General features: G+C 60.8%; 21 protein-coding genes. 15 read left to right on the forward strand and 6 right to left on the reverse strand.

What is annotated here, in order from left to right; all coding sequences use genetic code 11:
- The first annotated feature begins 9 nt into the window (after window positions 1-9).
- From rpmF to H3T92_RS06380, 6 genes are all read left to right on the forward strand, one after another.
- Complete coding sequence (rpmF, locus tag H3T92_RS06355; protein ID WP_015021378.1) at window positions 10-204, forward strand: 50S ribosomal protein L32; 195 nt, start codon at window positions 10-12, stop codon at window positions 202-204.
- 142 nt (window positions 205-346) lie between these two features.
- The gene (rnc, locus tag H3T92_RS06360; protein WP_198189622.1) at window positions 347-1108 is read left to right on the forward strand and encodes a ribonuclease III; all 762 of its coding nucleotides are present in this window, start codon (window positions 347-349) and stop codon (window positions 1106-1108) included.
- 217 nt (window positions 1109-1325) lie between these two features.
- Window positions 1326-3266, forward strand: a complete 1941-nt coding sequence (locus H3T92_RS06365; RefSeq protein ID WP_198189623.1) for an acetolactate synthase large subunit — start codon at window positions 1326-1328, stop codon at window positions 3264-3266.
- Between the two features lie 14 nt (window positions 3267-3280).
- A complete protein-coding gene (gene ilvN, locus H3T92_RS06370) occupies window positions 3281-3835 on the forward strand; it encodes an acetolactate synthase small subunit (protein WP_029677724.1) in 555 nt (184 codons plus the stop codon).
- A gap of 30 nt (window positions 3836-3865) precedes the next feature.
- The gene (locus H3T92_RS06375) at window positions 3866-4525 is read left to right on the forward strand and encodes a sugar O-acetyltransferase (protein WP_144085331.1); all 660 of its coding nucleotides are present in this window, start codon (window positions 3866-3868) and stop codon (window positions 4523-4525) included.
- Window positions 4526-4588: 63 nt separating this feature from the next.
- On the forward strand, window positions 4589-6535 hold the full coding sequence (locus tag H3T92_RS06380) for an ABC-F family ATP-binding cassette domain-containing protein (protein ID WP_198189624.1): 1947 nt from the start codon (window positions 4589-4591) through the stop codon (window positions 6533-6535).
- Between the two features lie 2 nt (window positions 6536-6537).
- Here H3T92_RS06380 and H3T92_RS06385 read toward each other — a convergent pair whose 3' ends face one another.
- Window positions 6538-7263, reverse strand: a complete 726-nt coding sequence (locus H3T92_RS06385; protein ID WP_144085329.1) for a type 1 glutamine amidotransferase — start codon at window positions 7261-7263, stop codon at window positions 6538-6540.
- 91 nt (window positions 7264-7354) lie between these two features.
- On the opposite strand from H3T92_RS06385, the gene cysS reads away from it, so the two are divergent.
- Window positions 7355-8932 carry a cysteine--tRNA ligase gene (gene cysS / locus H3T92_RS06390; RefSeq protein ID WP_144085328.1) on the forward strand — a complete coding sequence of 526 codons (1578 nt, stop codon included), beginning with the start codon at window positions 7355-7357 and terminating at the stop codon, window positions 8930-8932.
- 4 nt (window positions 8933-8936) lie between these two features.
- Window positions 8937-9185, forward strand: a complete 249-nt coding sequence (locus H3T92_RS06395; RefSeq protein ID WP_144085327.1) for a LacI family DNA-binding transcriptional regulator — start codon at window positions 8937-8939, stop codon at window positions 9183-9185.
- A gap of 119 nt (window positions 9186-9304) precedes the next feature.
- Here H3T92_RS06395 and H3T92_RS06400 read toward each other — a convergent pair whose 3' ends face one another.
- Window positions 9305-10435, reverse strand: coding sequence for a glycoside hydrolase family 172 protein (locus tag H3T92_RS06400; protein ID WP_186279359.1), 1131 nt, complete (start codon window positions 10433-10435; stop codon window positions 9305-9307).
- Window positions 10436-11504: 1069 nt separating this feature from the next.
- On the opposite strand from H3T92_RS06400, the gene ffh reads away from it, so the two are divergent.
- Entirely contained in the window at window positions 11505-13121 is a 1617-nt protein-coding gene (ffh, locus tag H3T92_RS06405) for a signal recognition particle protein (RefSeq protein ID WP_144085325.1), read from the forward strand.
- A 30-nt stretch (window positions 13122-13151) separates the two neighbouring features.
- The gene (locus tag H3T92_RS08335; protein WP_198189625.1) at window positions 13152-14222 is read left to right on the forward strand and encodes an endonuclease/exonuclease/phosphatase family protein; all 1071 of its coding nucleotides are present in this window, start codon (window positions 13152-13154) and stop codon (window positions 14220-14222) included.
- Between the two features lie 17 nt (window positions 14223-14239).
- On the opposite strand, the gene H3T92_RS06415 is transcribed toward H3T92_RS08335, so the two are convergent.
- A complete protein-coding gene (locus tag H3T92_RS06415) occupies window positions 14240-15262 on the reverse strand; it encodes a LacI family DNA-binding transcriptional regulator (RefSeq protein ID WP_186279358.1) in 1023 nt (340 codons plus the stop codon).
- Window positions 15263-15421: 159 nt separating this feature from the next.
- Between H3T92_RS06415 and H3T92_RS06420 the strand changes: the two genes are divergently transcribed.
- The 5 genes from H3T92_RS06420 to rimM all read left to right on the forward strand — a co-directional run bounded on the left by H3T92_RS06420 (window position 15422) and on the right by rimM (window position 20692).
- On the forward strand, window positions 15422-16801 hold the full coding sequence (locus H3T92_RS06420) for an SLC45 family MFS transporter (protein ID WP_198189626.1): 1380 nt from the start codon (window positions 15422-15424) through the stop codon (window positions 16799-16801).
- A gap of 28 nt (window positions 16802-16829) precedes the next feature.
- The gene (locus H3T92_RS06425; RefSeq protein ID WP_144085322.1) at window positions 16830-19145 is read left to right on the forward strand and encodes a glycoside hydrolase family 31 protein; all 2316 of its coding nucleotides are present in this window, start codon (window positions 16830-16832) and stop codon (window positions 19143-19145) included.
- A 217-nt stretch (window positions 19146-19362) separates the two neighbouring features.
- Window positions 19363-19821 (forward strand): 30S ribosomal protein S16, encoded by a 459-nt coding sequence (gene rpsP, locus H3T92_RS06430; RefSeq protein WP_045923945.1) that lies wholly within the window; start codon window positions 19363-19365, stop codon window positions 19819-19821.
- A 35-nt stretch (window positions 19822-19856) separates the two neighbouring features.
- A complete protein-coding gene (locus tag H3T92_RS06435; protein WP_015021362.1) occupies window positions 19857-20090 on the forward strand; it encodes an RNA-binding protein in 234 nt (77 codons plus the stop codon).
- Window positions 20087-20692 carry a ribosome maturation factor RimM gene (gene rimM / locus H3T92_RS06440; RefSeq protein WP_198189627.1) on the forward strand — a complete coding sequence of 202 codons (606 nt, stop codon included), beginning with the start codon at window positions 20087-20089 and terminating at the stop codon, window positions 20690-20692. The genes H3T92_RS06435 and rimM overlap by 4 nt, the downstream gene beginning before the upstream one ends.
- Before the next feature lie 107 nt (window positions 20693-20799).
- Here rimM and H3T92_RS06445 read toward each other — a convergent pair whose 3' ends face one another.
- From H3T92_RS06445 to H3T92_RS06455, 3 genes are read right to left on the reverse strand one after another with little or no spacing between them, the layout of a single operon-like run.
- Window positions 20800-21504 (reverse strand): LutC/YkgG family protein, encoded by a 705-nt coding sequence (locus H3T92_RS06445; protein WP_045923943.1) that lies wholly within the window; start codon window positions 21502-21504, stop codon window positions 20800-20802.
- Window positions 21501-23006, reverse strand: a complete 1506-nt coding sequence (locus H3T92_RS06450; RefSeq protein ID WP_144085319.1) for a LutB/LldF family L-lactate oxidation iron-sulfur protein — start codon at window positions 23004-23006, stop codon at window positions 21501-21503. Before H3T92_RS06450 ends, H3T92_RS06445 begins: the two co-directional genes overlap by 4 nt.
- Window positions 23003-23821, reverse strand: a complete 819-nt coding sequence (locus H3T92_RS06455; protein WP_144085318.1) for a (Fe-S)-binding protein — start codon at window positions 23819-23821, stop codon at window positions 23003-23005. Before H3T92_RS06455 ends, H3T92_RS06450 begins: the two co-directional genes overlap by 4 nt.
- Window positions 23822-23862: the final 41 nt, after the last annotated feature.

Here is a 23862-nt window from a genome sequence, read left to right on the forward strand (position 1 = left end):
GAGGACAATATGGCACTGCCAAAGTACAAGACCTCGCGCGCCAACACCCATTCCCGGCGCGCCAACTGGAAGACCCAGGCCGCCGCTACGGTGACCTGCCCCAACTGCGGGGCTCCTGCGCTGCCGCACATGGCATGCCCCAGCTGCGGCATGTACCGCGGGCGCGTCTACCGAGACGCCATTCGCTCGCAGTTCAGCAAGTGAGCCAATCGGCGATCGACACGCAATGAGAAAACCCCGGCCATCGACGGGTGGCAGGGGTTTTTCCATATCATCAGACGGCAAGGCCGAGAAAGCGAGAGGGGCCATGCAGACAGGGCACTCCAGGAAGGATCAGGAAGACCATATGCAGCAGGAGGAACAGGAGCAGGCGAATCCCGGCAACCAGGCGGCTGAGGAGCTCTTCCAGGCCTTGGGCGGCAGGATCAGCCCGGAGCTGCTGGTACACGCTTTGACCCATCGCTCCTTCGCCCATGAGCACCCGGGCATGCCCAACAACGAACGGCTGGAGTTCCTGGGCGACGCGGTTCTGGAATTAGTGGCCACCGAGACCCTATACCAGGTTCACCCGGACATGACCGAAGGCCAGCTGGCCAAGATGCGGGCCAAGGCGGTCTCCGAGGAGGCCCTATCGGCCATCGCCCGGGAGAAACTGCACCTGGGGCGGTATATTCTTCTGGGCCGGGGAGAGAGCGAAAACGGCGGGGCCGACAAGGACTCCATACTCTGCGACACCGTCGAATCGTTGATCGGATCGGTCTTTGTGGAGCACGGCATCGAGGGGGCCAGGACCACCGTCCATACCCTTCTTGACGACACCCTGGCCGAGGTGGCCACCGAGGGGCCGGCACTGGATTGGAAGACCTCAATCACCGTCAAGGCCCACCAGCTGGGCTTGGGCGAGCCCCGGTACGCTATGACGGTCTCCGGGCCGGAATACGCCCAGGTCTTCACCGCCGAACTGCGCCTGGAGGACAGCGGGACCGTGATCGGCAAGGGCCGGGCCAGCAGCAAGCGGAAGGCCCAGCTGGCTGCTGCCGCCCAAGGGTGGAATCGGCTGGACGACCAGGATCTGCTTGCGACCCTGCGCGCCGAGCAATCAGCCTGAAGTTCCTGTCGGAATTCCGGCATGCGGTACTGCGCCAACGCCCCGACCAGACCTCTGTTTAGACTATGGGCATAACCTGGAGGCACGCCGTCACGAACAGCACAGGTGCCTCCTCCTGATCGGGAATCGTCCGCCCACCCCGCCGACGCTCCGACAGGTTCGTATTTCGACATGCACGGCCGCAGGTCGGCGCGCAGTCTGGAGGTCGAGAGGAAACATGAGTCTGCCGACACCTCTGCAAGCATTCAGCTCGGTACCCAAGAACTGGGACCATGACGACAAGGATGTCCCCGCCCAAGGCGAGCCCATGACGGGAGCCCAGGCGCTGATTCGGTCCCTGGAGGATCTGGGGGTCACCCAGGTCTTCGGCGTTCCAGGAGGGGCCATTCTGCCCGCCTACGACGCCATCGACGAGCAGGTGCGCTTCAACTTCACACTGACCCGCCACGAGCAGGCCGCCGGCCATGCGGCCGAGGGCTATGCCGTCTCCACGGGCAAGGTGGGGGTCTGCCTGGTGACCTCCGGCCCCGGAGCCACCAACATGGTCACCCCCATAGCCGATGCCATGATGGACTCGGTTCCCCTGGTGGTGGTGACCGGCCAGGTGGGCGTGGACTCCATCGGCACCGACGCCTTTCAGGAGGCCGACATCGTGGGCATCACCTACCCGGTGGCCAAGCACTCCTATCTGGTGACCAAGGCCCAGGACATCCCCCGGGTCATGACCGAGGCCTACCACATCGCCCGTTCGGGAAGGCCCGGCCCGGTGGTGGTGGACCTGAGCAAGACGGCCCAGAACGGCAAAATGCTTTACTCCTGGCCCCAGGAGATGATTCTGCCCGGCTACAACCCGGTGACGCGGGCCCACGGGCACGTCCTGGACGATGCCGCCCGGCTCCTGGTCCAGTCGCACAGACCGGTCCTCTATGTGGGCGGCGGCGCAGTCCGGTCCGACGCCCGTCGGCAGGTCCAGGAACTCGTCCGAGCTACCGGTGCCCCCATGGTCACCACCCTGCCTGCGCGAGGCATCGTACCCGACTCCGATCCAGCAGTTCTGGGAATGCCCGGCATGCACGGCACGGTGGCCGCCAACGGGGCCATCCAGCACTCCGACCTGCTAGTGGCCGTGGGCACTCGCTTCGACGACAGGGTGACCGGCAGCCTGGAGGACTTCGCCCCGGTGGCTCGGGTCATCCACATCGACATCGACCCGGCCGAAATCGGCAAGAACCGGCAGGCTGATGTACCCATCGTCGGGGACGTGGGCCAGGTGCTGGACGATCTGATTCCGGCGCTCAAAGCAGCCCAACGCACCTGGGGCAAGCCCGACCTCAAGCCCTGGTGGCGGCTGATCGACGGCTGGCGGCACGACTACCCCACCACCTTTGAGCCCAGCCCGGACGGCACCCTGGCACCCCAGTGGGTGGTCCAGACCCTGAGCAACAAGGCCGATCCGGATACCATCTGGGTGTCCGGCGTGGGTCAGCACCAGATGTGGGCCAGCCAGTTCATCGACTTCGAACGCACCCGCTCCTGGGTCTCCTCCTGCGGACTGGGGACCATGGGCTACGGCCTGCCCGCCGCGATAGGAACAGCCATCGGCACCAGGGAAGAGGAGGATCCGCGGCCCGTCTGGCTGATCGACGGGGACGGCTCCTTCCAGATGACCTCCGAGGAGCTGGCCACGGCCGGGCAGGCAGGACTGCCCATCCGCATCGCCATACTCAACAACTCGGTCTACGGCATGGTCCGTCAGTGGCAGACCCTCTTCTACGGCAGCCACTACTCCCAGACCAACCTGGAGGACGGCGGCGCCAAGCCCACAGACGGCAACGGCATCCCCGACTTCGTCAAACTGGCCGAGGCCTATGGCTGCCTGGGACTGCGGGCCTTTACCCAGGAACAGGCCCTGGAGGCCATTGATAAGGCCAACGCAGTGACCGACCGACCGGTCCTGATCGACTTCCGCGTCTGGAAGGATGCCATGGTATGGCCCATGGTCCCGGCAGGCGCCTCCAACGACACCATCATCTACAAGCCGGGCGTGCAGCCCCTGGCCGGCATCCGTCCTGAGCAGGAGCAGCCCGAGCCGCATGAGCAGACCGGAGCCGACCGGGCAGCCATGGCCAGCGACGCCGCCGGTCGCATGAACAAGTAGGAAAGGGGCACCACATGGCCAATTATCCAGCATCCAAGCCCGGTTCCGAACGGCACACCCTTTCCGTCCTGGTCGAGAACCGCCCCGGCGTCCTGGCCAGGGTGGCCGGCCTGTTCGCCCGGCGCGCCTTCAACATCAACTCCCTGTCCGTCTCGTCCACTGAGCGAGACGACATCTCCCGGATCACGGTCACAGCAGATGTGGAAGCAGTCCCTCTGGAACAGATCATCAAGCAGCTCAACAAGCTCCTGCATGTCCTCAAGATCGTCGAGCTCAAGGGCGACGAGGCCGTGGAACGCGAACTGGTCATGATCAAGGTCAAAGCCAACGAACGCAACCGCTCCGATGTGCTGGAGATCGTCAAACTCTTCCGTGTGCGCGTGGTCGACGTCCATCCCGAGTCCCTGACCATCGAGGCCACCGGGGCCGAGGGCAAACTCGAGGCCCTGCTGCGGTTGCTGCGGCCCTTCGGCATCATCGAGCTGGTCAGGTCGGGCGCCGTGGCCGTGACTCGGGGACCCCGGGCCCTGAGCGAGAAGGTGCTGGGCTCCCAGATCACCGACCGCTGACTCATCCTGTAATCATGGAAGGCGGTGCGCATGACTGACGATGTGACGGCGGGAATGAGCCGGACCGGCCGAATCGAATGGGAGCGGATGGTATCCGGCCAGGTCTATCAGGACACCCATCCCGACATCGATCGCCAAAGGGAACGGGCCGAGAATCTCTTCCTTGAATACAACAGGACCGGCCCCGGACAGAAGCAGGAACGCCGACGGATTCTGGAAGACCTGCTGGGCCGGGTAGAGCAGGATGTCGTCATCAATCCTGACTTCAGATGCGAAGTCGGTTGCAACATACGAATTGGCAGCCAGACGCTGATCAATTATGGAGCCGTCATGCTGGACAACGCTCCGATCACCATAGGCAGGAACGTGTGGATAGGCCCCGGCGCAGGGCTCTTCTGCACCAACCATGCCCTGGACTATGAAGAGCGAAAGGCCGGCGCCTGCCAGGCCCGACCCATCGAAATCTGCCAGGGAGCCTGGCTGGGCGGCCACGTAGTCGTCCTGGGAGGAGTGCGGATTGGCCGTGGAGCCGTCATCGGAGCGGGGTCTGTCGTCACCCATGACATACCGGATCAGGTAGTTGCGGTCGGCAACCCCTGCACCGTCCTGCGACCTATCACCGATGCGGACGGAACCGGTTACCTGGACAGAATTCGTCAGCGTGACCAGGAGAACGACCAGGACCAATAAACCCCCTCCCTCTGGAAAGCCCACAGCTCATTCCATCCAAGGTTGGCGGTAGATTGGGGAATCATGCCCATCTATGATCTCGGTCTGGAACACGTCGCTCTATCCTTCGCCACCAAAACCATCTTTACGGATGTGACGCAGGGTATCTTCGAGGGTGATCGGATCGGCATCGTGGGCCGAAACGGCGACGGCAAATCCACCCTGCTGCACCTGCTGAAAGGCAGCCAGGAACCTGACCAGGGCCGGGTGACCATGCGCAATGGGCTCACCTTCGGCATGCTGGACCAGCGTGATCCTCTGAAGGACGAAGACACGGTTCGCAAGGCGGCCTTGGAGAATCGACAAGACTACGAATGGGCTGCCGACCCCAGATCCCGCGAAATCGTCGAGTCCCTTCTAGGGGGCATGGAGCTGGAGGCCAAGGTGGGCACCCTGTCCGGCGGTCAGCGCCGCAGGGTGGACTTGGCCCGGCTGCTCCTCCGGGATTGGGACATCCTGGCCCTGGATGAGCCGACCAATCATCTGGACCTGCTCACCATACACTGGCTGGCCGAGCATCTGAAGAACCGCTGGGCCAAGAATTCCGGAGCCCTCCTGCTGGTCACCCACGACCGCTGGTTCCTGGACGAGGTCTGCAGCTCCATGTGGGAGGTGCACGACGGCACCATCGACCCCTTTGAGGGTGGCTACAGTGCCTACATGCTCCAGCGGGTGGAACGCGAGCGCCAGGCGGATCTGGCCGAGACCAAGCGCCGCAACCTGGCCCGCAAGGAACTGGCCTGGCTGACCCGAGGCGCCCGGGCCCGCTCAACCAAGCAGAAGTTCCATGTCAAGGCCGCGCAGGAGCTGATCGCCGACGTGCCACCCATGCGCAACAGCCTGGAGCTTAAGCGGATGGCCACCTCCCGCCTGGGCAAGCAGGTGGTGGATCTGGTCGACGTGACCAAGATCTATCCAGGGGCCGACTCTGATGCCGACGGAAACCAGAACGACCGGGTCCCCTCCCCCCATGCCGAACGCCCTCTGATGGGATCAGTGACTGTGGCCGCCGATCCCGGCAAGGACCGTCCGGGCACTGCAGCGGCCGACACCCTGACCATCAGCGGGCACAAGGTCCTGGACGATGTGACCTGGCTGATCGGCCCTGGCGACCGGTTTGGCATCGTAGGCGCCAACGGAGCCGGCAAGTCCACTCTGCTGGGTCTGATCGACGGCAGCGTGGCTCCCACAGCAGGACACGTCAAGGTGGGCAAGACAGTCCGCTTTGCGGTGCTGACCCAACGTCTGGACGAGCTGGAGAAACTGGATCGCTATCGGATCAAGGAGGTCCTCAGCCGGTACAAGCCCACCTATCTGGTGGAGGGCAAGGAGGTGTCCCCGAGCCAGCTGATGGAGCGCTTGGGCTTTGAAAGCTCCCAGCTGATGACCAGGATCGGCGACCTCTCTGGCGGACAGAAGCGCCGCATGCAGCTCCTGCTCATCCTGCTGAACGAGCCCAACGTGCTGGTCATGGACGAGCCAGGCAACGACCTGGATACCGACATGCTGGCCGTCATGGAAGACATGCTGGATTCATGGCCGGGCACTCTGATCGTGGTCTCCCACGACCGCTACCTGCTGGAGCGGGTGACCGACCAGCAGTTCGCGCTGATCAACGGCAAGGTGGTTCACCTGCCCGGCGGTGTCCAGGACTACCTGGACATGGTCGAGTCGGCCGACCGGGAAGCTGCTGATGCACCGGATCAGGCATCAGCCAAGGAGACCGGGAATCACAACCAGGCCAAGGCCGAACGTGTTGCCAAGCGAAATCTGAGCAAGCAGGCCTCTGCCATCGAGCGCAAGCTGGCCAAACTGGCTGATCAACGCAAGGATCTTGAACGACAGATGGCTGAGCATGACCCCAGCGACTATCAGGGTCTCAACGAGCTCAACAGCAAACTCAAGGATCTGACCGAGCAGTCGGACCAGCTTGAGGAGGAGTGGCTGACCATCGGGGAGGAGCTGGAGTAGCCTCAGGCAGCGGCCAGCTGGGCGGCCTGGGTTGAGCACCTGGCCGCAAAGGCAGAAAAGATGGCATCGGCCAGGGGCTGCATCTGCGGCATCCCTTTCATAAAATCGTCGCGCATTTTAGCGATCTTGGACTTCTTCATCGTGCCGACCATGCTCGGCACCTGCATCCACTCCTCGAAAATGGGCGCCGTCACCTCCAGGTGGAACTGCAGGCCCAAGGCTGATCCAAGCCGAAAAGCCTGAACCTTGGTTGCCTGGGAGCGGGCCAGGAGCTTGGCCCCCGGCGGGAGGGTGACCTGGTCGGCGTGCCAGTGCAGCACATCTGTGTTCTTGCTCCACATGGCCACGTCGTCGTCCTGCCCCACCCACCGGATGGGCCCCATGCCGTATTCGGGCTCCTGGTCCCGCATCAGGGTGCCGCCCAGGGCCCGCGCCAGAATCTGATGACCCAGGCAAATCCCCAGAATGGGCTTGTTGGCAGCCATTGCCGCCTTGGCCAGCTTGGTCTCAGCCTTGAGTCCAGGGTGATGCGCGTAATCGTCAGCCGACATGGGCCCGCCCATGATGACCAGTCCCGCCAACTCACGCGAGCGCGGCAGCTTGGGCTTCTTCTCGTCCACGATATTGGTGATCTCGGTGTCCAGCCCGCACTCCTGGAGGTTGTCGAGAATGCGACCCGGCTTCTCCCAATCCACATGCTGGACTATCAGCACCCTTGGTTTCGCCATGATTCCATTCTTGCACACATGCCGCCGGACCGGGTCTGCAGGCTCGGCATTTCCTCTTGGACGGTCAGCAAGCCTTGGTAGGCTCAAGGATATGGATACGAGTTCGCAACCGCATGATTCCAAGGCTTCAGTCAGCCTCGCCGCAGCTGGTCTGCGTCTGTACGACACGGCTGATCACCAGGTGAGCCCCTTCCGACCCATCGAACCGGGCAAGGTTGGCATCTACGTGTGCGGGGCTACGGTGCAGAGCTCGCCCCACCTGGGCCACATCAGAACCACGCTGGCCTTCGACGTGATCAGGCGCTGGCTGCTCAGGCTGGGCTACCAGGTGACCCTGATCCGCAATGTGACGGACATCGACGACAAGATCCTGACCAAGGCGGCGGCCAACGGCCAGCGCTGGTGGGAGCGGGCCTACATTTACGAGCGCGAATTCACCCATGCCTATGAGACCATGGGAGTCCTGCCACCCACCTACGAGCCTCGAGCCACCGGGCACATCCCCGAGATGATCGACCTGATCCAGCGCATCATCGACCGCGGCCATGCCTATGTAGTGCCTGACGAACAGGGCCGTCCATCAGGCAACGTCTACTTCGACGTGGCCTCCTGGCCTGAGTATGGTGCCCTGACCCACCAGCAGACCGGCACCCAGCCCGCTGACGAGCAGGCCGCCGCCAACGACCGGCTAGGGCCCAGCATCGACACCGATGAGCAGGCTGCCGACGCCGATGAGGAGCCCGGCAAGCGAGACCCCCGCGACTTCGCCCTATGGAAGGCACCCAAGCCCACCGATCCGCCCACAGCTCGTTGGCAAACACCCTTCGGCACAGGTCGGCCGGGCTGGCATCTGGAATGCTCAGCCATGAGTCACCGCTATCTGGGCGCGGAGTTCGACATCCACGGAGGCGGACTGGATCTGCGATTCCCCCACCACGAGAACGAGATGGCCCAGTCGCACGCGGCCGGCTGGGGGTTCGCCCACCGATGGATGCACACGGCCTGGGTGACCCAGAAGGGCGAGAAGATGAGCAAGTCCCTGGGCAACGGATTGTCCGTGGACCAGGTATTGTCGCAGCATCCGGCCTGGGTGGTGCGCTATGCCCTGGTGTCGGTGCAGTACCGGTCCATGCTGGAGTGGTCCGACCAGTCCCTGCAGGAGGCCGAGGGCGCCTACGAGCGCATCAGCAACTTTGTGGACCGGGCCGGTCGGATCCTTGGAGCGCAGCCCGAGCGCGCCTGCGTGACGGAGCTGAGTGCGGATGATCTGCCAGAAGACTTCGTGCAGGCCATGAATGACGACATCAACGTCTCAGGCGGTATGGCTGCCCTCTATGCGCTGATCCGTCAAGCCAACGCGGCCATGGATGCCCATTCTGAAACTCTGGACCGGAACTGGCTGACCAATGCCCTGCTCCAGGTCAGAGCCATGCTGGATGTCTTCGGCCTTGATCCCCTCGATCCCCACTGGGATGGAGCCGCAGCCAACCGCGACAATAGGGCCTTGGACACCCTGAATGCCTTGGTAAGCCAACAGTTGCAAGAACGCGATCAGGCGCGAAAGGATCACGACTTCGCCCGGGCCGATGCCATCAGAGATCAACTGACGGCGGCCGGCGTGACCGTGGCGGACACACCCGCTGGCAGCACCTGGGACCTGAGCCGCTGAACCCATGTCCGACATACGCGACGTCGCCAGAAGGGCCGGGGTCTCGGTCAGCACAGTATCTTATGCCTTCTCCGGCAAACGTCCCGTCTCTCCGGAAACCTACCAGCGGATCATGCAGACTACCAATAAGCTGGGCTTGGTCACGGTTTCAGGAGGCAAGGTCGGCCCCAGCCCGCTCTTGACTGCAGGACATCTTCGGGACGTACCCCCCCCCCGTCCTCTGTGCTCTAAAGCTTCGGGCCTGCTGACCTGAACCTTGGCCAAGGGTACCCTGACCGATCCGAGACAACCTGGAGCAGCGCCCAGCCATCAGGCCCGCTTGTATCAGATGCCAGAATCGAAAAGCCAACAATCGGGCTTAATCAGAATCCCTCAACGAGGCCGACGATCCCGTTCCCCTGTCTCCAGCACCTTTTGCGGGAAGGGTTGGTGGGGCTCCTGCTGGTACCAATACGCCACGCTGGCCAAGTCGTCCTGACGCTCGAAGTATCCCTGCTCATCCACACCTATCTGTTGCAAGGTCACCTTGATATCACTGGCAAAAATGATGGGGTCGGGTATATGCCAACGGTAGAACCCCCGAGTCACCGGGGTGTCGGCATCCCAGTACTGGGATTCGCGGTTGTCCAACTGCCTGGAGTGGAAGGGGAAGCCCATGTAGGCCCCGCTGTAGGTGGCCTCGTGCATCCGGCCATCCGGGTCCTGCCCGGCAAAGCTCCAGGCACCGCCGAAGTAGTCTTCGCTGCCTGTGGAGCACCAGGTAGGATAGTCCTTGTCTCCGTCCAGGTAGACCTTGACCTCACCCTCGCCCCACCAACGACTCTCCAGAGCAGTTAGAGCCAGGTAGGTGCCCACGTAGGAGCCCCGACCATGCACTCCATCCAGGATGACGTAATCCTGGCCTAGTTCGGTGACCCGCTGACGGCGCCACTGGGCATGGAAGGTCATGACATCCTCGGGCAGCTCGTCCTTTTCCACATAGTCGATTTGGTAGAAGAAAGCCTCAATTGGCTCGTTGTGTCGGTTGCGCAGGACGATCCGTGCCCCGTTATGGAAGGGCATGGGCCAGAAGCAGTTGAACCCGCGGCGCGGGTAGACTGCCACGGGAACGGATTCCACCCGACAGGCCTGGGCATGGCCACAGCAGAAGAAGTCGCCAAGGGGGACGCTGACGGACGGTGTCTGTTCACCATCCCAGTAGCATTCCAAGATCAGATTACGCAATACGTTGGGTCCGGTGGGCGAGGTGGCATCGGTCACAGTCATCCAGATATGACGGATCTCTCCCGCACCGGACAAGTCAGCGAGGATGACGTCCTGTCCCGAGGGAATATTTTTGAGACAGGGAGTCCCTTTCCTAGAGGGACCCAATTGACTGGCCGTCATAGCTGCCCTGCCCTTGCCACCCTGAGGGTTCTCAGCATTGACGCAGCGAGTTCGGTCCGTGGTTGTGCGAGTCAGTGCCTCTAGACCGTTTGCATTGTTCGGCATGGTCATACCCATGATTATGGTTGCCTTTCGTGTTCGGGCCCTCTGCTCTTCTCCCCTGCTTTTGTAGCGGACGGCCATGTTCAGTGTACTTACAGCTTGTGAGTTGCTTGACAGCGCCCTCCACTATTCCTTGTGAACACTTTTGCGGAAATACGATAAAGAAGGTGCCGACAGTCTACCAAGGCACCCACAACAATGGCCGATTTCAAGGCAATCTGGGAGGGAAGGACCCGTATACCATAGAAAACAGCTGGGTACCATAGCAACACAGAAAGTCAAGGGGGTCGATCCAGCAGCACTGCATGCCTCACGCTGTACCCAAAAGAGCGATTCGCTGCAACAGCTAGAGGAAACCGAGCCAAAGCAGTTGGTCGGCTCTTTGTCGACATACAGGTCAAAACGAAAGACATTACCGACTCGTTCGATGAGGCCAGAGGAACTGTCCGTGGTTCAACAAAGATGGTAAAAGAAATGATGACACGGAACCCAGGCCATGAGCAGTGCCGAACGAGATTGCTCGGTTCGACTGTGCCCAAGCTGCCAGTAATCGTGCCGTTTTCGGCTTGGTATTGCAGGCTTACGATGATGGCAACGACTCCAGGCGGGCCCTGAAGTCCGTAGCGGAAAACCCGAAAAGTACCAGAAGCAACGTAGCCGATCTCCTTCCGGAACAATCCGGTCAAGCTCAAGGCCATTCCGGGCCTTTTTCTGGCTTTCATGCCGGCTCCCTGCTCCCTCGCATGCATCGACTACGATTCAAGATGTCAACAAATTTTCGAGGGGAATACATCACAGGATGGCAATCCTCGGAATATGCAACAACAATATCGAATCGTTTCGATTCAGTATAACGTCTGAACCTGGTCTATGTCAATAAACAAGATGTGCTCAAACGGTTTTGTAAGCTCGAGAACGTTCATTTTCTGCGCTTAAGACAGCCGCGAAAGCAATAGGTAGCCAACAGCCAGCAACAAGCAGGAGCACAAGAAAGCAGTCACTATCGCCTTATGCTTGGGGTAGGAAGGCTTATTGCCAGCAGCTACCGGCCAATCTCCCGGCTGACAGGTAGACTTGGGGCATTATGGCAGCATTTTCATCTTTGACCGATCGGCTCTCCCAGGCCTTCACCCATCTGCGCTCCAAGGGGAAGCTGACCGAAACCGACATCGACGGCACAATCCGCGAGATCCGCCGCGCCCTCCTGGATGCCGATGTCTCCCTGGACGTTGTGCGCTCCTTTACCGGGCGCATCAGGGAACGCGCCCTGGGCGAGGAGGTCTCCAAGGCCCTGAACCCGGCCCAGCAGGTGGTCTCCATCGTCTACGACGAACTGACTGACATCCTGGGCGCGGGAGTGGATCGACCACTCAATTTCGCTAAGAACCCGCCCACAGTCATCATGCTGGCCGGCTTGCAGGGTGCAGGCAAGACCACGCTGGCCGGCAAGCTGGGCTACTGGCTCAAGGATGCCGGCCACACCCCCCTGCTGGTGGCGGCCGACCTGCAGCGGCCCAACGCGGTCACCCAGCTCCAGGTGGTCGGCGAACGCGCCGAAGTACCGGTATATGCACCCGAGCCAGGCGTGCAGACCAGCGGATCCGAGCTGGCGACCCCCGGACAGGTCACTGGCGATCCGGTCAAGGTGGCAGCCGACTCGATCAGGGTGGCCAAGGACAAGCTCTACGACGTGGTCATCATTGATACGGCCGGTCGACTGGGCGTGGATCAGGAGCTGATGGAGCAGGCGCGCAATATCCGCGATGCCGTCCACCCCGACGAGATCCTCTTCGTCATCGATGCCATGATCGGCCAGGACGCGGTCGCTACGGCCAAGGCCTTCGACCAGGGCGTGGACTTCACCGGCGTGGTGCTGTCCAAGCTGGACGGCGATGCACGCGGCGGCGCAGCCCTGTCGGTAGCATCGGTGACCGGCAAGCCCATCCTCTTCGACTCCAACGGCGAGGGCCTCAAGGACTTCGAGGTCTTCCACCCCGACCGCATGGCCTCCCGCATTCTGGACATGGGCGACATCCTGACGCTGATCGAGCAGGCGCAACGCCAGTTCGACGAGGAGGAGGCCCGCAAGGCCGCTGGGAAGATGTCCGAGGGCAGCTTCGGCCTGGACGACTTTCTGGAGCAGCTCCAGCAGGTTCGCAAGCTGGGCTCCTTCAAGAGCATCCTGGGCATGATCCCAGGCATGGCCCAGCACCGCAAGGAGCTCGAACAGTTCGATGAAAAGGAAGTGGACCGGACCCAGGCCATCATCCAGTCGATGACTCCCCAGGAACGACGCGACCCCAGCATCATCGACGGATCACGACGGGCCCGGATCGCCTATGGCGCCGGCACTACGGTCTCGGCCGTCAACGGCCTGCTGCAGCGGTTCGAGCAAGCAGCCAAGATGATGAAGCGGATGACCAATGGCAGCCGCTCAATCCCAGGCATGGGCGGCATGGGCGCTGGCGGCGGCAAGAAGGGCAAAAAGGGCAAGAAAGGCCGCAAGGGCTCCCGTTCAGGCAATCCCATGAAGCGGGAGGCCGAAGAGAAGGCGTTACGCGAGCGCCTGTCCGGCAAGGGCAAATCCTCCGGCGGCTCGGCCTTCGCCAAGCGGCCCGAGACTCCGCAGATGCCTGAAGGCCTGCCTGACCTGCCCCCCAACCTTGGCGGTGGACTGGGCGGTCTCTTCGGCGGCCGCTAACCCCCTCCCTCATGCAGGAGACAATGGCACGTGAACACCCTTCTCTGGATTCTCCTGGGGCTCATCGCCTTGTGGATGGCCCTGCGCTTCCTGCCTGCCGGAGCTGACCGGCACCGCCCTCTGGTGGAGCTGATCGCCCTGATCGACCTGTTGGCCGTTCCCCTGTTGGCCATCTTGGTCTGCGCCCTGGTGATCCAGGCCTGGCCACAGTCCGCCCTGGCCATGATCGAGCTGACTCTGGTCACCTTGTGGAGACTGCAATACAGGTTTCACCTGCCCTCTCCCATGGGCTCGGGGCACAAAGATGGGCTGCTTGATACAAAGAACCAAGCAGACGCTGATGCCGACATTCCCGGATCGCATCAGTCCAATCGGGATATAACTGATCCTGCGCTCAGCCTGAAAGTCATGACACTCAACTGCCGCTATGGCAAGGCGGATGCGCAGTCCATCCTGGAACAAGTTCAAAGCCAGAATGTCGACATTTTAGCCCTGCAGGAGGTGAATTCGACGCTGCTAACTCGTCTGCGGAAGGCAGGGATGAGGCAGACCATGCCATACCTCGTGGAGGGACCGCAGACCCAGAATGACAATGGCGGCAGGAACGCCCTCTTCTCTCGTCGGGAGCCCATGTGGTCTCAGCCGGCAGGCCTTGATTTGGAAGCCTCCGCCGTCCCCATAATGCTCTTGCATACCCAAGCTGGAACCATCCGCCTGGCTTCAGTCCATCCCAAGTCGCCCCAGCGCGGCGCCAGACAATGGGGCCTAGGCATCGAGCGCCTGGCATTACTGAACAGCGAAAAGTTGGCGGCCGCCCCAGACATGGAATCGCCTGCATTCACCATCATCATGGGCGACTGCAACGCCAACCTGCACCACCCCACCTTTCGGGCCATGCTGGAGTCCGGCAGGCTGTGCGATGCCTCCCTGTCCTTGAGTCGCGGCATGCATCCGACCTTTCCGCATTGCCAGGCATTGTTGCCACCGCTGATCGAAATCGACCATATCCTGGTCAGCCAAGGCATCAGGATCACATCAATGAAGGTCATGAAAGTCCCGCACACCGACCACTGTGGCCTTTTGGCTCAACTGCGCCTGTGAGCCTGAGCAGAGGCTGCTCACTTATGATCACCGTGCAGGCAAGGGCCCGGTCCGGTGGACTGTCTGCTGATTATCCTGAAAGGCAGAAAACGCGAACTCGGCTTGTCTGCGGACAGAAGGGCCTTGACCCCCTCCACCCCCATACGATGAAAGGCCTGAGTGACGCTGGTTATGGTCGGCCTGACCATGTCCACAATGTCCGTGCCGTCAAAGCTCATGACGCTCACGTCACTGGGCACATCCAACCCCTGGTCCCTGGCCTGATTGATGGCACCCATGGCCACCAGATCGCTGGCACCGATAAGGGCGGTGATTGGTTCCTTCGACTTGAGGCAGTGCTTCATGGTGGCTATCCCATCCTGGTAGAGACATCCCCCACGGAAAACCAGACTTTCCCTATAAGGAATACTGTTGTCCTCCAGGCACTGCCGGTACCCGCTGATGCGCAGGGTTATTGACCCATGTTGAGGAATGCCAGCCAATCCAATCCGTCGGTGACCCTGGTCAATTAAAAACTGTGTGGCTTCATACCCCATCTGATAGTCGTCTGAAGTAATGCAGGGCAGCCGTCCACCACCCACAAAGGATGAGAGCGATATGCAGTCCATCCCCACCTGCTCTATGGTGGCGATCAATGACTCTTGGAGCTCTAGGGAGACCAGAATGATTCCCCTGACGGCACGCTCTACCGCAGTGGTGATAGCCCGCCGCTGAGCTTGCAGATCAGCGTTGCCCGCATGGAGGATCAGCACATCCAAATTCCGCTCCGCAGCCGATTGCTCGATCCCCTCGATGATTGAAGAATCAAAATTGGTCTTGGTGTTGGAGAGGATGACAGCCAAAGCATGGCTCTTGCCCTGTACGAGGTCGGCCGCCGCTGTGTTGCGGATATACCCCATCTCCTTGGCGGTCTCCTTGACCAGACGTACGGTCTGATCCCTGTGTTCACCGGTGTCGGAAAGCGAACGCGAGACAGTGGCCGTCGACAGCCCCAACCGCTGTGCTATGTCTTTTAAGGTCACTCTGGAAGCTTCAGCCATGACCTCCATCTTTCCCTCTGCCGAACCCATGCCGGACCCAGTTGCTATGTCATCGGCCATCATAGCCACACGCCCGGGCATGATAAAGGATAAATGAGGCTGTATACTCATACCGTAAACGTTTACAGTAATTGTTTACAAAAGATCAAAGGAGATACCTTGAGCGCACCTCAAATGACGAGTGATGCCTCTACCAAGAAACGGCATTCGCTACCCGATATCACCATGAAGACCATGTTCGCCATTACCTTCGGCTACTGCGGCGTCAACATGGCCTTCTCCCTGCAGACCTCGCAGATGAGCCGCATATTCCAGACGCTTGGAGCCGACCCCAGCAAGCTTGGATTCTTCTTCATACTGCCGCCCCTGATCGGAATGATCATTCAACCTATTCTGGGGCGATTTTCCGACGGCCACTGGTCTCCACGCTTCGGCCGCCGGATGCCCATCCTGCTTTGGGCCGCCCCTCTGGCTGCCATCGTCATGGTCCTGCTGCCAAATTCCGGTTCCTTCGGTTTCGGCTACGGATCCCTGACTGCTCTATGCTTCGGGGCGGCAGCCATCGTCCTTATGGATTTGTCCAACAACGCCTGCATGCAACCCTTCCGCATGATCATCGGCGACATGGTCAACGAGAAGCAGAAGGATCAGGCCTGGTCCTGGCAACAGTCCTTCAGCAATCTGGGAGGCGTCCTAGCCAACCTCTGCCCCTTCCTCCTGACCGGGCTGGGCATAGCCAACATCGACAAGAAGGGAGTGGTCCCCATGTCTGTCCGGCTCTCCTTCTACATCGCGGCGGCTGTCCTTCTGGCCACCTCCATCTACACCATCCTCTCGGTCAAGGAATACGATCCTAAGACCTACGCCCAATACCACAACTTCGAATATGAGGAGAAGAAGCCGCAGAAGTCCTACTGGACCCTTCTCAAGGAGGCTCCTAGCACTTTCTGGCAGGTTGCAGTCATTCAGTTCTTCGCCTACTTCGGTGTCCAGTACCTCTGGACCTACACCACCGGAGCCATCGCCCAAAACGTCTGGCACACGGCCGACTCATCCTCAGCCGGATTCCAGGCCGCCGGCAACTGGTATGGCATCCTCACCTTCGTACAGTCCATCGTGGGCATCATCTACGGATTCCTGGTTCTATCCAGGACCAGCCAGTACAAGCGCAAGTTCTGGTACCGGATTGGCCTGCTCTGCGGGGGTCTGGGAATGATCTGGACCGCTTTCTCCCACAACCAGTACGCTCTGATCGGCTCCTTCACATTGATCGGCATCTGCTTCCTGACCATGCATGCCGAGCCTTTCGCTATTTTCACCACGGAAACCGACGGGGCCAACGACGGGGCCTACATGGGACTCTTCAACATCTTCATCTGCCTCCCGCAGATAATCGCCTCAGTCAGCAGCTTCGCGATCTTCCCGCTGGTGGGCAGATCGATGCCGACCATGCTCCTGATCGGGGGCATCTCCTGGCTGATCGGCGCAGCCCTGATGGACATCATCAAGAGCCGGAAACCCGAACCCAACGAGGCCTAAGGAATATTACGAAAGGAAAACGTCTGTCATGATGAACCTGCATTACACCGTGAAAGGTCAGACCGTCACCCTGACCTCCGACCAGGGAGCATTGATCCTGACCGTACTGACGGACCAGATCATCCGGGTCTTCCAGGACCGGGGCCGTCACACCAACTCCTACGCCATCGAAGGCGAGAAGAAGGTAGAGACTCCCTTCGATCTGAAAGAGGTCGGCGACCATCTGGAACTGTCCACAGGGCAACTGACCGTCACAGTCGGGCCTGATCTGCTCTTGGACGTCTTCGACGCTCAGGGCAACCCGTTGATCCTGGACTACCGTGGCAAGAGGCGCCCCATCGCCAAGACGATTGATGCCGCCCACCAAAGCATCATGCGGGCCGAAGGCCACGAGGTCTCTGGCGTCAGCCAAACCGAGGACCGTTACTACCAGGTGGTCAAGGCCCTGGATCCCGACGAGCAATTCTATGGTCTGGGCGACAAGACCGGCTATCTGAACAAGCGGTCCTATCACTATGACAACTGGAATTATGACGAGCCGCGCCCGCACATCGAGACCTTCACCAACCTCTATAAGTCCATCCCCGTCCTCTTCGGACTGAAAAAAGGCCGCCCTTGGGGGATTTTCTTCGACAACACCTACCGGAGCCATCTTGACCTGGGCAGGGAGAACGCTGACTACTACTTCTACTCGGCCGTGGATGGAAACCTGGACTATTACATACTGGGCGGGTCCTCCTTGAAGGAGGTGGTCTCCAACTACACCTATCTGACCGGCCGGGTCCCTCTCCCCCAGCGTTGGATGCTGGGTTATCAGCAGTCTCGTTGGGGCTACAGCATGAGCCAGGACCGGGTGGAGCAGATCGTCGACACCTTTGCCAAGTATCACCTCCCCCTGGAAGCTATCCACTTCGACATCGACTACATGGACGGCTACCGCGTCTTCACCTGGAACAAGAACATCTTCAAGGATCCCGCCGGGTTCCTGGCAGACGTGAAAAAGCGGGGAGTCAGGGTCATTCCCATCCTGGACCCAGGAGTCAAAGAGGATCCCGACTACCGGATATATCAGGAAGGTCTGGATAAGGGATACTTTGCGACCAACCCGGACGGCAGCGTCTATGTCAACAGGGTCTGGCCCGGCAAATCGGTATTTCCTGACTTCGGTCGACCCGAGGTCCGCGACTGGTGGGCCGGGCATTGCCGTTTCCTGGTTGACAGCGGGGCAGCCGGCATCTGGACAGACATGAACGAACCCGCCGTATTCGACGGAGAGATACCAGAGGACACCGTTTTCAGCGATGAAGATCAGAAGTCCGACCTTGCCAGGATGAACAACGTCTACGGTCACAACATGGCCAAGGCCACCTATCAGGGACTGAAAAAAGCCACCGGCAGACGGCCCTACGTCATCACACGCGCGGCCTACGCGGGAACGCAGAAGTACTCAACGGTCTGGACCGGCGACAACCAAAGCCTCTGGCCACATCTGCAGATGTCGATCCCTCAGCTCTGCAATATGGGGATGAGCGGATTCAGCTTCGCCGGGGCCGACATCGGTGGATTCAGCGCCGATACGACCCCGGAGCTGCTGACCCGATGGATTGAGGCCGCCATCTTCAGCCCGCTTCTGCGCAACCATTCCGCTCTCCAGGCACGAGACCAGGAGCCTTGGGTCTTTGGTCCGAAAGTCCTGGACATCTACCGGCATTTCCTGCACCTGAGGTATCACTTCATTCCCTACCTCTACGATTGCTTCGCCAAGCAAATGAACGATGGCCTGCCGGTTATGCGTCCCCTGGTCCTGAATTACCCGGAGGATGCACGCACGCGGAACTTGAACGACGAATATATGGTCGGCGACCAGGTTCTGGTGGCACCCGTGGTAGAGCAAGGGCAGGTCTCACGAATGGTCTATCTGCCCGAAGGCGATTGGGTGGACCTACGCACCATGGTCACTTACGGCGGCCACCGAGATATTTTGGTTGAGGCCCCTCTGGACCAACTGCCCGTCTTCGTCAGGGCCGACTCCGTGCTGCCTTGGGGTCGACTGGTGGAGCACATGGACGACCAGCCCGAGGAGTCCATGACGTTCAGACTCTTCGGCCAACATGGCGACTATACCCACTATCAGGATGACGGATACAGCTTCGACTACGAGCAGGGGGCCTACAACCTCTATCAGATCCATATGGAGAACCAGGGCCAGTGCTCGGTAACCGTGACCCATCATGGATTCAAGCCTGTCTATCGCAGGATCCGACTGGTCCTGCCTGAGCGAACCTTGACCCTGAGCCTAGACGACAAGAGCCAGGCCCCGGTCTACAGGGAGACCGAGGCCTAGACTTTAGGTCAGCACAGGTTGGAGGAAAACCAGATTAAGGGTCTGTTGAGGCATATGCCCCGGCAGACCCTTAATCCTACGGTTGAGGTATACTTTTGCTGTTATTCATGTCCGGAGGAGCCCTCTCATTCCGACGGCCGTGAGGAACACGCCAGGAGCGCCACCATGCCCCACATGGAGACGCCGCCGGGCACACCAAGTACCAAGGAGAGCCGTTTTGGCAACCAGAATTCGTCTGAAGAGAATGGGCAAGAAGTTCTACCCCTTCTACCGCGTGGTCGTGGTCGATTCCCGCAAGAAGCGCGATGGCAAGGTCATCGAGGAGATCGGCACCTACGATCCCAACACCCAGCCCTCTTCAATCAAGATCGACTCCGAGCGCGCCCAGTACTGGCTGGGTGTGGGCGCTCAGCCCAGCGACCCTGTCTTCAACCTTCTGAAGATCACCGGCGACTGGCAGAAGTTCAAGGATCTGCCCGGCAAGGAAGGCACTCTGAAGGTGCCCCAGGCCGAGATCGATGCCCAGGCCCGCATTGAGCAGGCACAGAACGAAGCTCAGAAGCTCAAGGCTGCCAAGTCCGAGGCTGACGCCAAGGCCAAGGCCCAGGCGGAGAAGGAAGCCCCCAAGGCCGATGAGTCGGCAGATGCCGCCCAGGCCGAGCAGGCAGCTGAGTAAGGCACATTTACTGAGGATTGGAAGGACCGGCTATCATGCTTGCACAGGCCGTTGAGCACCTGATCAGGAACATCGTGGACTTTCCCGATGACGTGTCGGTCAAGTCCCACGAGAACTCTCGCGGAGAACTGTTGCGGGTGCGGGTCAACCCCGAGGATATTGGCCGCGTGATCGGCAGGGGCGGCAGGACCGCCAACGCCATCCGCACCGTGATCCAAGCGCTGGCAGACCACAAGGTGCGCGTCGACATCATGGACGTGCGCCGGTGAGCCCCAGCCGGTCCACCAATCACGACCCGCAGGGTCCGGACCCTCAGCAGCGAAGGTTGCTGAGGGTCTGCCGTATTGGCCGCGCCCAGGGACTCAAGGGCGAGGTCAACGTATATGCCTACACCGACGAGCCTGAGCGGCGCTTCGCCCCCGACTCCCAGTTGCAGACCAAGGACGGGCAGGTTTTCACGGTGGTCTCCTCCCGGCGCTTCAAACAGCGTTGGATCGTCCTCTTCAAAGGGGTGGAAGACAGGAACGCCTCCGAAGCGCTGAACGGCCTCGAACTGTATGTCCAGGCTGATCCAGCACAGGAGCTGGCGCAGGAGGATGCCTGGTATCCCGAGGATCTGATTGGACTCGAGGTTCGCATGGCTCCGGGCAACTCTCTGGGCGAGCCCTCCGGACGAGTGGTCGGCCAAGTCAGCGACGTGCTGGACGGCGTAGCCCAGCAGCAGCTGCAGATCCGCATGACCACCAAAGAAGACGACGAGGAGGCGGAAGGGCTGATACCCTTCGTCGAAGCCCTGGTACCCCAGGTTGACATTGAAAACGGGTACGTGGCCATCGACCCACCTGGAGGGCTTCTGCCTGGCCTGGTCTGAACCCGTCTTTCAGCAGAAGCGTATGTGGGGGGTCAGCGTCCTTCTTCGAGCCGCTGACCCCCCACATATGGGAAATGCGCCCTGCCTAAGCAGGAAATCTTATTGAGCTACATGTCTTCAACCACCAGATATGTCATATCCAGGGGGCCATGTACGCCCACCACGATCACCATCTCGATGTCGCCCGTGTTGGAGGGGCCCGTGATGAAGTTGATGTTGGAGGTCTTGAGCTCGCCCGAGACTAGAGCCGGGTCGTAGTAGTCCATGGCCTGCCGGGTTCGGGGCAGGATCTTGGACTTGCGGATGATGCTCAGATAGTGCACCGGCAGGAAGTGGAAGGCACGACCCTGACCCGGGGTGGTAGCTACGGTGATGGTGCCCGACTCAGCCAACAGGAAGTCCGCAAAGGCGATGGCTGTACCGGACTCGTCGGCGGTCTTGATATTCTCCTCGCGGCTGGCTCCCGGCTTCCAGAAAGTGGCGGGCGGGTTCAGACCATCCCTCCACTCCTCCAGACCGAAATCCGCAAACAGGTCGGAGGTGGGCAGCATCACATGGTCGCTGTCGTCCTTGCGCGAATCGATGAACTCGTCCAGGGCGGTGGGCAACTCGGCCTTGGTGCAGGTTCGGAAGTCCACATGGACGGCCTCGCTGCTCTTCCGGGCGATCTCCAGCAGCTCGTCCTGGGTGTGGCCTGACAGGGTGGTCTCCGGCAGATCGTTGACCGGCACCAGAGGGTGGTCCTTGAGCTGGTGACGGGGCCGTCCGCTCTTCTTGGCCAGGTAGTCCAGGAATACCTCACGATCGGTCATGCCTGCTGCTCCTTCTTGTGATGAGCGAACCAACTGCGGAAGTTCTGCCCGTGCTTGGGCGGATCCGGCAGATCACGAACCTTGGTCCATCCGCCGAAGACGAAGGGCATCCACTCCACGTGCCGATCGCTGGCGAAGAGGTTCTTGGCCGTCTCCGGCTGCTTCTTGGATATGGGTGTCAGCATGGTGTGATCCACCCCTAGGGCGGTACGGAAGAGCGAGGAATGGCCGGTGCCCAGACCCATGACCCTCATGACCGTGTCATCGATCAGATTGGCCTGGGACTGGTCGTCCATCATGATCCGCCTGTGCTCGATCATGAGCTGATGCAGGGGGATCTTGACCGGGCAGGTGGCCGTGCATGCTGCGCACAGGCTGCAGGCGTAGGGCAGATCCCCGAAGTCGTCGTAGCCTCCGTCCAGCACCGGCGAAAGCACCGAGCCCACAGGACCGGGATAGATGGATCCGTAGCCGTGACCGCCGATGTGCCGGTAGATGGGGCAGACGTTCAGACAGGAGGCACAGCGGATGCACTGGAGGATGGGCTCGAAAACCGTTCCCAGAGCGTTGGAGCGCCCGTTATCCAGAATGACCACATAGACATCGTCCGGTCCATCCGACTCCTGGCCGGTGCGTGGCGCAGTGTAGGTCAAATAGGAGGTCAGCTTCTGGCCGACGGCGGACCGGGCCAGCATGTTGTCCATGGTCTCGGCCTCCTTCATGGTCGGCACCAAGCGCTCCATGCCCATGACCACCACCTGGGTCTTGGGAATGCACATGGCCAGGTCGGCGTTGCCCTCGTTGGTCACCAGGTTGATCATGCCCGTGTCTGCCACGGCGAAGTTGCAGCCGGTGATGCCCATGTCCGCCTCGAGGAAGTGCTTGCGCAGAACCTTGCGCGAGAACCGAGCCATATGCTGGGGATCGTTGTCACCCTTGTAACCCAGCTTCTTCTCGAAAACCTGCCGAACCTGCTCGCGGTTCTTGTGCAGGGCGGGGAAGACCAGGTGTGTGGGCTGGTCCCAGTCGTCCTCCTCCAGGATGAACTCGGCCAGGTCGGTCTCCAGCACTTCCAGGCCAGGCACAGTCATCAGCGTGGGATCCAGGTTGATCTCGCTGGTCACCATGGACTTGCTCTTGACGACGTGCTTGGCCTTCTTTTCGATGGCGATCTGCTTGATGTACTGGGCAGCCTCATCATCGGTCTGGGCAAAGAAGACATGGCCGCCGCGCTTCTCCACGTTGTCGGAGAACTCCTCCAGGTAGTCAGGCAGGTAGCGGATGACATGCTGGCGAATCTGCTCGCCCAGGTCTCGCCACTGTTCCCAGTTGCCCAATTCCTGTCGGGCAGCCTCCCGCTTGACCCACTGTGCATCCTGGGCCTTGGCCACGGCCTGCTGGGCGAATTTGTCCTGCTCGGACTCTTTGACCCTAGTCAGGAAGGGAGCCTTGCTGGTCCGCAGATACTGCGCGGCCTTCTTGCCATTGACCATGCTGCTCATACCAGAGCCCCCTCTTCCTTGGCAGCCCTGACCGAACCCACAGCCCCATCGCCAGCAGAGCGGCCTTCCACGTACTTGACGCGGCTCATGTCCACGTTGTGATTGAGCACCTCAGCCAGGTGCATGATGGTGATCTTCTCGCCACGCCGGTTGAATCGGCCGCCGATGTTCATCAGGCAGCCCGGATCGCAGGAGATGAGGACGCTGGCATTGGTGCTGAGCACGTCGTTCACCTTTTCATCCACCATCTGCTTGGAGATCTCAGGCTCTTTCATGGAGAACATGCCACCGAATCCGCAGCAGTTCTCGATATGGGGCAGGGGGATCATGGTCAGGCCCTTGACATGGTCAAGCAGGACGAAGGGACTGGTCCGCTCCCCCAGCAACCGGGTCATGTGGCAGGAGCGGTGGTAGGTGGCCACGGTATCAAGCTCAGCGCCCGCATCCAGCACACCCAGCACACGATAGAGGAACTGCGAGAACTCATAGGTCTTGTCAGCCATGGTCTGGGCCTTGGCGGCATAGACCGGGTCGTTCTTGAGATGGAAGGGCAGCTCCTTGAGCATATTCACGCAGGAGCCCGCTGGACCCACGATGTAGTCGGCATCCACGCTCAGCAAGGCATCGACCTCGTTGCGCATGACCTGCATGCTCTCCTTGACATACCCGCTGTTGAAGGTGGGCTGGGCGCAGCAGATCTGCTCCTTGGGAAGGTAGGTGTCGCAGCCAAACCGCTCCAACACTTCCACCATGGCCTTCCCCACGTTCGGAAACATGAGGTCCACCACGCAGGTGGAGAATATCACTACTTTCATTACCACACCTCTCTACAGCCTTGTACGCCAGGTCCGAACCA

The organism is Bifidobacterium sp. W8112 (genome assembly GCF_016101425.1).
Classification (GTDB): Bacteria; Actinomycetota; Actinomycetes; order Actinomycetales; family Bifidobacteriaceae; genus Bombiscardovia; species Bombiscardovia apousia.

What these genes read in the sequence shown, in the direction of transcription:
- ffh (WP_144085325.1), top strand. Translation starts at nt 11,505, where the DNA reads ATGGCAGCATTTTCATCTTTGACCGATCGGCTCTCCCAGGCCTTCACC.
- rnc (WP_198189622.1), top strand. Translation starts at nt 347, where the DNA reads ATGCAGCAGGAGGAACAGGAGCAGGCGAATCCCGGCAACCAGGCGGCT.
- H3T92_RS06445 (WP_045923943.1), bottom strand. Translation starts at nt 21,504, where the DNA reads ATGACCGATCGTGAGGTATTCCTGGACTACCTGGCCAAGAAGAGCGGA.
- ilvN (WP_029677724.1), top strand. Translation starts at nt 3,281, where the DNA reads ATGGCCAATTATCCAGCATCCAAGCCCGGTTCCGAACGGCACACCCTT.
- H3T92_RS06415 (WP_186279358.1), bottom strand. Translation starts at nt 15,262, where the DNA reads ATGGCTGAAGCTTCCAGAGTGACCTTAAAAGACATAGCACAGCGGTTG.
- rpmF (WP_015021378.1), top strand. Translation starts at nt 10, where the DNA reads ATGGCACTGCCAAAGTACAAGACCTCGCGCGCCAACACCCATTCCCGG.
- H3T92_RS06450 (WP_144085319.1), bottom strand. Translation starts at nt 23,006, where the DNA reads ATGAGCAGCATGGTCAATGGCAAGAAGGCCGCGCAGTATCTGCGGACC.
- H3T92_RS06395 (WP_144085327.1), top strand. Translation starts at nt 8,937, where the DNA reads ATGTCCGACATACGCGACGTCGCCAGAAGGGCCGGGGTCTCGGTCAGC.
- H3T92_RS06365 (WP_198189623.1), top strand. Translation starts at nt 1,326, where the DNA reads ATGAGTCTGCCGACACCTCTGCAAGCATTCAGCTCGGTACCCAAGAAC.
- H3T92_RS06380 (WP_198189624.1), top strand. Translation starts at nt 4,589, where the DNA reads ATGCCCATCTATGATCTCGGTCTGGAACACGTCGCTCTATCCTTCGCC.
- H3T92_RS06375 (WP_144085331.1), top strand. Translation starts at nt 3,866, where the DNA reads ATGACTGACGATGTGACGGCGGGAATGAGCCGGACCGGCCGAATCGAA.
- H3T92_RS06385 (WP_144085329.1), bottom strand. Translation starts at nt 7,263, where the DNA reads ATGGCGAAACCAAGGGTGCTGATAGTCCAGCATGTGGATTGGGAGAAG.
- cysS (WP_144085328.1), top strand. Translation starts at nt 7,355, where the DNA reads ATGGATACGAGTTCGCAACCGCATGATTCCAAGGCTTCAGTCAGCCTC.
- H3T92_RS06425 (WP_144085322.1), top strand. Translation starts at nt 16,830, where the DNA reads ATGATGAACCTGCATTACACCGTGAAAGGTCAGACCGTCACCCTGACC.
- H3T92_RS06400 (WP_186279359.1), bottom strand. Translation starts at nt 10,435, where the DNA reads ATGGGTATGACCATGCCGAACAATGCAAACGGTCTAGAGGCACTGACT.
- H3T92_RS06455 (WP_144085318.1), bottom strand. Translation starts at nt 23,821, where the DNA reads ATGAAAGTAGTGATATTCTCCACCTGCGTGGTGGACCTCATGTTTCCG.
- H3T92_RS06435 (WP_015021362.1), top strand. Translation starts at nt 19,857, where the DNA reads ATGCTTGCACAGGCCGTTGAGCACCTGATCAGGAACATCGTGGACTTT.